At 72.1% G+C, this 9,359-nt stretch carries 8 protein-coding genes and 1 pseudogene; 7 read left to right on the forward strand and 2 right to left on the reverse strand.

Annotated elements, in window-relative coordinates; translation table 11 throughout:
• Nucleotides 1-240: 240 nt before the first annotated feature.
• On the reverse strand, nucleotides 241-1,800 hold the full coding sequence (locus tag ACFWPS_RS49060; protein ID WP_383719581.1) for a Na+/H+ antiporter: 1,560 nt from the start codon (nucleotides 1,798-1,800) through the stop codon (nucleotides 241-243).
• A 182-nt stretch (nucleotides 1,801-1,982) separates the two neighbouring features.
• Here ACFWPS_RS49060 and ACFWPS_RS49065 point away from each other — a divergent pair.
• The 4 genes and pseudogenes from ACFWPS_RS49065 to ACFWPS_RS49080 form a co-directional block, all read left to right on the forward strand.
• A pseudogene (locus ACFWPS_RS49065) lies at nucleotides 1,983-2,444 on the forward strand (histidine kinase); the annotation flags it as partial.
• Nucleotides 2,433-2,693 (forward strand): sensor histidine kinase, encoded by a 261-nt coding sequence (locus tag ACFWPS_RS49070; RefSeq protein WP_383719596.1) that lies wholly within the window; start codon nucleotides 2,433-2,435, stop codon nucleotides 2,691-2,693. The pseudogene ACFWPS_RS49065 and the gene ACFWPS_RS49070, both read left to right, overlap by 12 nt.
• Nucleotides 2,690-2,908, forward strand: coding sequence for a hypothetical protein (locus ACFWPS_RS49075; protein ID WP_383719584.1), 219 nt, complete (start codon nucleotides 2,690-2,692; stop codon nucleotides 2,906-2,908). Before ACFWPS_RS49070 ends, ACFWPS_RS49075 begins: the two co-directional genes overlap by 4 nt.
• Before the next feature lie 129 nt (nucleotides 2,909-3,037).
• Entirely contained in the window at nucleotides 3,038-4,846 is a 1,809-nt protein-coding gene (locus tag ACFWPS_RS49080) for a potassium channel family protein (protein WP_383719586.1), read from the forward strand.
• 83 nt (nucleotides 4,847-4,929) lie between these two features.
• Here the strand turns inward: ACFWPS_RS49080 and ACFWPS_RS49085 are convergent, their stop codons facing one another.
• Entirely contained in the window at nucleotides 4,930-5,430 is a 501-nt protein-coding gene (locus tag ACFWPS_RS49085; RefSeq protein WP_383719588.1) for a hypothetical protein, read from the reverse strand.
• A 295-nt stretch (nucleotides 5,431-5,725) separates the two neighbouring features.
• Between ACFWPS_RS49085 and ACFWPS_RS49090 the strand changes: the two genes are divergently transcribed.
• The 3 genes from ACFWPS_RS49090 to kdpA form a co-directional block, all read left to right on the forward strand.
• Entirely contained in the window at nucleotides 5,726-7,567 is a 1,842-nt protein-coding gene (locus ACFWPS_RS49090; RefSeq protein WP_383719591.1) for an APC family permease, read from the forward strand.
• Nucleotides 7,568-7,867: 300 nt separating this feature from the next.
• Nucleotides 7,868-7,957: a K(+)-transporting ATPase subunit F gene (kdpF, locus tag ACFWPS_RS49095; protein ID WP_016434100.1), complete on the forward strand. Its 90-nt coding sequence runs from the start codon at nucleotides 7,868-7,870 to the stop codon at nucleotides 7,955-7,957.
• Nucleotides 7,958-7,964: 7 nt separating this feature from the next.
• Nucleotides 7,965-9,359: potassium-transporting ATPase subunit KdpA (gene kdpA / locus ACFWPS_RS49100; RefSeq protein ID WP_383719594.1), on the forward strand; the 1,395-nt coding region annotated here is incomplete at its 3' end.

Below are 9,359 nucleotides of genomic sequence, written 5' to 3' on the forward strand. Positions count from 1 at the left end.
TGGAGGCCGCGGACGGGCGTTGGGCTGTACGGGGGACGGCGGGCGGGTGCCGCGGACCGGACACCGAGCGTTATCCCGTACGACGCGTCGCGGGCGGGCCGGGCGGGCGGGTGCCGTCGTCCGGGGCGGCGGGACGTGTCGAGCCGGCCGGCCGACTGCCGTGGGTTCTGCGGGCTGTTGCCGCCGGCCGTGGGATCGAGCGGGCGGCGGCCCGGGCCGGCCGAGTTCCGGTGAACGCCGTCAGGCGTCCGTCAGCCTTGCCTCCTCCAGGTCCAGGGACCGCTGGAGCCGTCGTCGGGTCGTGTCGCTGATGGTGTGCTCGTCGTACAGCCGTCGCAGCTCCGCCGCCTCCACCGCTATCAGGTCGCGGCGCAGCTGCCGGTAGACCAGGTCGGCCGATTCGGCGGTGCTGTCGGTCAGGCGGTCACGGGCGTCGTCGAGGCGGGCGTTGAGGCCGCGCCGGAGGCGGTCGAGGACCACGTCCGGTACGGCCTCCAGCTCGGAGAGCTCCTCCAGGCGCCGGATGCCCGCGTCGGCCAGCCGGCAGCGGGCGGCGGCCTCCTCGCGCTCGGTGTGGTCGGGCTCCAGGGCGATTCCGGAGCGCCGCACCACCGAGGCCAGTGAGAAGCCCTGTACGACCAGGGTGACCACGACCACCGAGGTGGTCAGGACCAGGACCAGCGGGCGCTCGGTCAGCGCCGAGCCGTCCTTCGCCGTCACCGGGATCGACAGCGCGGCCGCCAGCGGCACCACGCCCCGGGTGCCGGCCCAGGTCAGCACCACCGGCACCCGCCAGTTCGGCCGCTGTATGCCGCCCTTGCGCTGCACCACCGCCGACAGCGGAGCCAGCCACAGCAGCCGCACCGCGATCAACGTGCCGGCCACCGCCAGCGCGTACAGCGGCCACGCCCTGTCGCCGTCGGACAGCGCCCGCACCTGGGCGGGCAGCGCGAGCCCTATCAGGCTGAAGACCACGCTCTCCAGCAGGAAGACCACCGTGCCGTAGACGGCGTGCAGCTGGAGCCTGATGCGGGCGTTGGTGAGCCGGTCGCCGCGACCGCCCAGGACCACGCCCGCCACGACCACCGACGTGACCCCGGAGGTGTGGGCCGCCTCCGCGAGGACGTACGCCGCGTACGGCGTGACCAGGGAGATCACCGTCTCCAGGACCGGGTCCTCGGTGCGCCGCCTGATCACCGTGACGACGGCGGCGACGACCGCGCCGATCAGCGTGCCGCCGCCCGCCAGCAGCAGGAACTCGCCGCCCGCCGCCCCCCAGTTCGCCGCCGCCGAGGCCACCGCGACGCTCACCGCGACCCGGTAGAGGACCAGCGAGGTCGCGTCGTTGAAGAGGCTCTCCGCCTGGACCAGCATCTGCACCTTCGGCGGCAGGGCGAGCCGGCGGCCGAGCGCGGTCACCGCGACCGGGTCGGTGCTGGCCAGGATCGCGCCGAGGACCAGCGCCATCCGCCAGGACAGCGGGGTCACCAGGGAAGCCACCGCGCCGACGGCCGCCGCCGAGGCCAGCACCAGACCGACCGCGAGCACACCGACCGGCTTCCACACCGCGCGCAGCTCGCGCCAGGAGAGTTCCTCGGCACTGGCGTAGAGCAGCGGCGGCAGGACGACGAGACCGATGACGTCCGGGCTGACCCGGATCGTCGGAGTGCCCGGCAGCAGGGCCACGGCGAGGCCCGCGACCACGAGGAGGGAGGGGGCGGGAATCCGCCATCGGCGGGCGAAGGTCGCCACCACCGTGGCCAGTACCACGAGTGCGAGAACCGTACCCACGCCGCGCATGCCGTCCCCCTGGGGCCTGAACGGAGCCACCACGACTCCCCGCCGACCAGACTTCCCGGCACACCGCCTTCACCCTATCCGGCCAAGGGCCGTCAAGACAGTGTCAACGTCCTCGTCAGCGCCGCCAGAGACGCGTCAAGAGGCCGGGCCCGGGGCCTTGCGGCGCGCTTCTCTTCGAGGTGATGAACGACGTACCGCGCGGACGACTGAAGGTCTGCCTCGGGGCCGCCCCAGGGGTCGGCAAGACCTACCGCATGCTCGACGAGGCACGGCGCCGCGCGTCCCGGGGCGCGGACGTGGTGGTGGGGTTCGCGGAGTGCCACGGACGCCCCCTGACCGAGGCCATGACCGACGGCCTGGAGGTCGTGGAGCGGCTGCGCTGCGGGTACCGGGGCGGCGAGTTCGAGGAGATGGACGTCGCCGGCGTGCTGGCGCGCCGCCCGGAGGTGGCGATCGTCGACGAGTTCGCGCACACCAACATCCCCGGTGACGGCCGGCACCCCAAGCGCTGGCAGGACGTCGAGGACCTGCTGGCGGCCGGCACAGACGTGATCACCGCCGTCAACATCCAGCACCTCGAATCACTCAAGGACGTCGTCGAGAAGATCACCGGGGTGCCGCAGCACGAGACGGTGCCCGACGAGGGGGGACCCGGACTGCCGGCGAACGGCCGCGACCGCCTCTTCGAGCCCTTCCAGCGGCTCGGCGACACCGACAACACCACCGGCCTGGGCCTCGGTCTCGCCCTCGCCCGCGGGCTCACCGAGGCGATGGACGGCACCCTGACCCCCGAGGACACCCCGGGCGGCGGACTGACCATGGTCGTCTCGCTGCCCCTGGCCGACCGGGACCGGCCTCTCCGGACACCGCAGCGCGCAGGAGGTGCCACATGAGCAGCACACACACCGGCCTGGGACACACGACCACCGGGCCCCTGCCCGCCAGGGACCGGGCCGCCCTCGCCGCCCCCTTCCTGTTCGCCCTGGCCCTGGTCCCCTTCCGCACCGGCCTGTCCCACACCAACGCGGCGCCGGGGCCGCGCTGGACACGGCGGGACCGGCGGGCGCGGGCTGACCCTCGGGCGCGAGCCGAGGCGGACCGCTGTTGACATGTTCTTGACGGACATTTGAACGGAGCCCGGGGCCCGGCCGGAACCGCAGCCGCGGCTGGTTCCGTTCTGGCTGATGTGACGTCAACCCTCCCCGTACCAGCGGCATCCGGAGAGAGAACCGGGCACATGGTGATCTGCGGCGACGACGGCCTCGCGCACCGGCTCGCCGTCGAACTGGACGCAGTGTGCGGCGAGGTCGTCACCGTGGTCCTGCCGTCCGCCGACGACGAGCACGGCGCCCGGGTCGCCGCCCTGCACCGCGACCCGGGGTCCGCCGTCCATCTGCACATCTCGGCCCGCCCGGACGAGGCCACCCTGCGTGCGGTCGGCGTGGCACGGGCCGCCGCGCTCGCCCTGACGTACCGCGACGACCAGGCCAACGTCACCGCGGCCCTGCTCGCCCGCGCGGTCAACCCCTCCGTGCGGCTGGTCGTGCGGATGTTCAACCGGGAGCGCGGCAGCCATCTGGAACGGCTCCTCGACCGGGCGGCGGGCCTGTGCGACGCCCCCGCACCGGACACCTCCACCACCGTGCTCTCCGACGCCGACACCGCCGTACCGGAGCTGGTCGCGGCGGCCGCCGTGGGCCACGGCCACACCCTGGAGGTCGAGGGCAAGGTCTTCCGCGGTGTCGTACGGCCCGCGGGCACCCCGACGCACGCCGGCGACCTCGCCACCCTGGCCGTGCTCTCCGGCGCCCACGAGGACGACCCGGCCAGTCAGGACAGCCCCGAGACGGCAGGCGAGGACGGCACCCTGCTGCTGCCGGACGACCGGACGGCGTACCACCGGCAGTTCACACACGGACGGCTGGTGCTGGAGGAGGTCATCCACCTCGACACGGCCGAACCGGCCCGCCGCGCCCGGCGGTTCCGGCCGGTGCGCTGGGCCCGGGCCCGGTTCGCCCATCTGCCGTGGCGGGTCCTCCTCTCCCGGCAACTGGCCGCCGTCTACGGCTCGCTGGCCGCCGTGGTGGTCGCCCTGGCCACCGCCACCGCGCTCTTCGCGGACGAGCACCCCTGGTGGAAGAACGTCTATCTGCCCCTCCTCGACATCTTCACGATGGGGGATCCGGCGACCGAGGAGTCGCCCGCCCGCCGCATACTCCAGCTCCTCGCCGGCTTCGTCGGGCTCGCCGTGCTGCCGCTCGTGGTCGCCGCGACCATGAACGCCACCGAGGCGTTCCGCACCGCCTCCGTGAACCATCCGCCCGACGACGACGTCAGCGGCCACATCGTGCTGGTCGGCCTCGGGATGGTCGGCACCCGGGTGCTGGACCGGCTGCGCAGCACCGGCCACCAGGTCGTGGCCATCGAGCGGGACCCGCGGGCCAGGGGCGTCGCGCTCGCCCGGGAACTCGGCGTCCCGCTGGTCCTGGAGGACGCGACCGTCCCCGGCGTCCTCGAACTCGCGCGGATCCGGCAGTGCGGCTCCCTGCTCGTCCTCACCCGCGACGACGGTCAGAACCTCGACATCGTCATGGCCGTCCGGGAGGTCAACCCCGCGGTGCGGGTGGTCACCCGGCTGTACGACGACGACTTCGCCGCGACCGTCCAGCGCACGCTGCGCGCGTCCTACCCGGACGCGCTCACCCGGAGCAGAAGCGTTTCGGCGCTGGCCGCGCCGTCGTTCGCGGCGGCCATGATGGGGCGCCATGTGCTGGGGGTGATGCCGGTGGAGCGGGGGTCGCTGCTGTTCACCTGCGTGGACGTGGCCGGGCATCCGGAGCTGGAGGGGCACTCGGTGCACCAGGCGTTCCGGCGGCGGGAGTGGCGGGTGCTGGCGGTGGGGCCGGTCGGCGGGGCCACTCCGGGACAGGCGGCCTTCGACTGGCGGCCGGCGCAGGGGCGGGTGCTGGCGGCGGGGGACCGGGTGGTGATGGCCACCACCCGGCGGGGTCTCGATGTGCTGATGACGGGGGTGCGGAGAGGGTGACACGGGTGCGAAGAGGGGGACACGGGTGCGAAGAGGGGGACACGGGTGCGGAGAGGGGGACACGGGGGTGGCGGGGGAGGGGGCTACTCCAGGCCCGACGCCTTGAAGACGGCCAACGCGCTCTCGCGCTCGACCTGTTCACTGAGGCGGCCGAGCGCCGTCGAGCCGCACGTGAGGGTGCCGGCCGCGGCGGCCTTGCGCGCGCCCTCGTCCACCCGCAGCCAGAGGTCGGGGTTGGCGACGAAGACCTGAGGGTCGATCTCCAGCCGGTCGCCGAACGCGTCGCGGAGCAGCAGCCGCGGGGAGATGCCGTCGAGGCGGCGGACGGAGACCAGGAGGTCGGTGCGGACCCTGCGGGTGCGCAGCAGCCGACGGGAGGTGAGCCAGCCGTCGCCGGCGCGGACCCTGGCGGGGTAGAGGGCGCCGAAGAGGAGCAGGGCGAGGGTGGTCCAGAGGGTGCCGCGCCACCAGGTGAGCGTGCCCGATCCGCAGTCGATCAGGAGGAGCAGGGCGAGGAGGGCGCCTGCGCAACGGGCGGATGCGTAGACGTCTTTGGACCAGCGGTGGTCCTCGGAGTGCTGCATGGGGTGACGGTAGGGAGTTGTGGGCGACGGCGTCAGGAGGAGCTGCGGGTCTTTGACGGGACTCTGACGGTTGTGGGTCCGTGCGGGCCGGTGGGGGTTGAGCGCGCAGTTCCCCGCGCCCCTTACGGGGCGCCGTAGTCACCCACGTCAAGAGGTCATCAAAGTCGCTGCCTCCCGCGCGAAGAACGCGCAAGGGATTGTCGGGCCTGGTCGGGACGGGACAGAACCTGATCGCATCGCGCGCGGTGGTTCCGTGCGCGAGACGTACGTCCCGTTCGTTAAGGAGCACCCGCCCATGTCCGTACTGACCGTCGAACCGGGCGCAGTGCCCGCCGGCGAGGAGCCGCCCGATACCGGGGAACGTCATCGCCTCACCGCCGTCACCGGCCTCGCCGCGCTGTCGCTGGACGCGATGGCGTCGGTGGCGTACGGACCGGAGGCCATCGTGCTCGTGCTGGCCGCCGCCGGTGCGCACGGGCTCGGCTACACGCTGCCCGTCACGCTCGCCATCGCGGCCCTGCTTGCGGTGCTCGTCGCGTCGTATCGGCAGGTCATTGCGGCCTTCCCGGACGGGGGCGGGTCCTATGCCGTGGCCCGGACGCATCTCGGGGCGCGGACCGGTCTCGTCGCCGCCGCCTCCCTGGTGCTCGACTACGTGCTGAACGTCGCCGTCGCCGTCACCGCCGGGGTCGCCGCCCTCACCTCCGCCTTCCCGGCGCTGTACCCGCACCGGCTGTGGCTGTGCCTGGCCGTGCTGGTGCTGGTCACCGGGGTGAACCTGCGGGGCATCGTGGAGTCGGCGAAGGCGTTCATCGTGCCGACGGTCGTGTTCGTCGGGTCGATCTTCGTGCTGATCGTCGTGGGGCTCTTCCGGTCCTCGCCGGCCAGCACGGCCACCGCCGCCGGACATGCCTCCGTGCTCGCCGGCAACGCCTCCAGTGTGGGCGCCCTGCTCCTGCTGAAAGCTTTCGCCTCGGGCTGTGCCGCCCTCACCGGCGTCGAGGCCATCGCCAACGCCGTGCCCTCCTTCCGGGTGCCCCGCGCGAAGCGGGCCCAGCACGCCGAGGTCGCCCTGGGGGCGGTGCTGGGCGCGATGCTGATCGGGCTCTCGGTGCTGATCTCCCGGTTCCATCTCCAGCCGGTCGAGGGCGTGACCGTCCTCGCCCAGCTCGCCGACGCCTCCCTGGGCCACAACTGGGGCTTCTACGTCATCCAGTTCGCCACGATGATCCTGCTGGCGTTGTCCGCCAACACGTCCTTCGGCGGGCTGCCTGTGCTGCTGAAGCTGCTCGCCCGTGACAACTACCTGCCGCACGTCTTCGCGCTGAAGGCCGACCGGCAGGTGCACCGGCACGGTGTGCTCGCCCTGGCCGGCGTCTCGGCCGCGCTGCTGGTGTTCTCCGGCGGTGACACCAACACGCTGGTGCCGATGTTCGCCATCGGGGTCTTCGTCGGGTTCACCGTGGCCCAGGTGGGGATGGTGCGGCACTGGCGGCTGGAGCGGGGGACCGGCTGGCGGGGGAAGGCGCTGCTCAACGGGTTCGGGGCGGTCCTGACCGGGGTGGCGACCGTCGTCGTGACCGCGAGCAGGTTCACCGAGGGCGCCTGGCTCGTCGTGGTCATGCTGCCGTTGCTCGTCGCCGCCTTCGGCGCGGTGCACCGTGCCTACGGGCGGATCGGGGAGCGGCTCGGGCTCGGGCGGATCCCGGAGCCGCCGCACCGGGAGCGGTCGGTCGTGATCGTGCCGGTGTCGTCGCTGTCCCGGCTCGCCTCCGAGGCGCTCTCCGCGGCCGCCTCCCTCGGCGACGAGGTGCGTGCCGTCACCGTCTGCCATCCCGACCCCGAGGACCGGGCCCAGTTGCACGCCCTGGAACGCGCCTGGGCCGAGTGGGACCCCGGGGTGCCGCTGGTCCGGCTGACGTGCGAGCGGCGCACCCTGGGCCGTCCCATCGCCGCCTACGTCCGCGAGGTGACCGCCGCCGAGCCGGCCACCCAGGTGACCGTGCTGATCCCGGAGACCGAGCCCGAGCGGCTGTGGCAGCGGCTGCTGCAGAACCAGCGCGGCGCCGTCGTCGCGCACGCCGTGCGCCGGGAGACCGACGCGGTGATCTGCCGGCTGCGGTTCCGCCTGTCCTGACGCGTCCGAGGCGCCCGAGGCCGCTGTTCCCCCAGTTCAGGGGGGTTTCGGCGGCTGAACGGCGCTCTCCGGTCGCGGGTCGGCCGAGGCCGCGTAAGAGTCCCGTCAAAGGCGTGAACGCCGCCGTAAGGGACCCGTCAACGGGGGCCGAATCCGGCCAGAAAGACGCTTTCCTCTAACAGTCCTAGTCCGTTCCCGAACCTCACTCCAGGAGTTCGCGATGGCCGATCTGGCCTTCGTCGTCACCGTGCTCGCGGGTTTCGCGCTGGTGGCCCTCGTCGCCAAGGGGGTGACGAAGCTGTGACCGCCGAGAACATCGTCGGCCTCGTCGTGGCCGTCGCCCTGCTGGGCTATCTCGTCCTCGCCCTGATCTTCCCGGAGAGGTTCTGAGACACCCATGGGTCCCGTAACCGCCGCCGTGCTCCAGCTCGTCGCGCTCATAGGCGCGCTGGCGCTCTGCTACATCCCCTTCGGCAACTACATGGCCAGGGTCTACTCCTCCGACAAGCACTGGCGCGTCGAGAAGTGGATCTACAAGGGCATCGGCGCCAACCCCGACACCGAGATGCGCTGGCCCGCCTATCTGCGCGGAGTCCTCGCCTTCTCCCTTGTCGGCGTCCTCTTCCTCTATCTGCTGCAGCGGATCCAGGGCATCCTGCCCGGCTCGCTCGGCTTCGACTCGGTCAACCCGGCGCAGTCGTTCAACACGGCCGTCTCCTTCGTGACCAACACGAACTGGCAGTCGTACTACGGCGAGCAGACCATGGGTCACGTCGTGCAGACCGCCGGTCTGGCCGTGCAGAACTTCGTCTCCGCCGCCGTCGGTATCGCCGTCGCGGTGGCCCTGGTGCGCGGGTTCGCGCGCTCCCGCACCGGTGAGCTGGGCAACTTCTGGTCCGACCTGGTGCGTGGCACCGTCCGCATCCTGGTGCCGTTCGCCGCTCTCGCCGCGGTCATCCTGGTCGCCTGCGGTGCCATCCAGAACTTCTCCGGCATCCACGAGGTCGGTCAGTTCATGGGTGGCTCGCAGCAGTGGAACGGCGGCGCGGTCGCCTCCCAGGAGGCCATCAAGGAGTTCGGTACGAACGGTGGCGGTTACTTCAACGCCAACTCGGCCCACCCCTTCGAGAACCCCACCCCGTTCACCAACCTCTTCGAGATCTTCCTGCTGCTGGTGATCCCGTTCTCGCTGACCCGCACCTTCGGTGTGATGGTCGGCTCGGTGAAGCAGGGTTACGCGATCCTCGCCACGATGTTCACGATCTGGCTGGGTTTCGTGGCCCTGATGATGTGGACCGAGTTCGCCCACCACGGCGCGGCGCTCCAGGCCGCGGGCGGGGCGTACGAAGGCAAGGAGGTCCGCTTCGGGGTCGGCTCCTCGTCGATCTTCGCGGTGTCGACCACGCTCACCTCGACCGGTGCGGTGGACTCGTTCCACTCCTCCTTCACCGGTCTCGGCGGTGGTATCACCATGCTCAGCATGATGCTGGGCGAGATCGCCCCGGGTGGTACCGGCTCCGGTCTTTACGGCATCCTGATCATGGCGGTCATCGCGGTGTTCATCGCCGGTCTGATGGTCGGCCGTACGCCCGAGTACCTGGGCAAGAAGATCGGCTCGCGTGAGATCAAGCTGTCGGCGATCTACATCCTGATCACCCCGGCGCTGGCGCTCGTCTTCACGGCTGCTTCCATGGCCTTGCCGACCCCGCCGCACTCCATGCTCAACTCCGGGGCGCACGGCTTCTCCGAGGTGCTGTACGCCTTCACCTCGGCGGCGAACAACAACGGCTCG

The organism is Streptomyces sp. NPDC058457, from assembly GCF_042720695.1.
Taxonomy (GTDB): Bacteria; Actinomycetota; Actinomycetes; order Streptomycetales; family Streptomycetaceae; genus Streptomyces.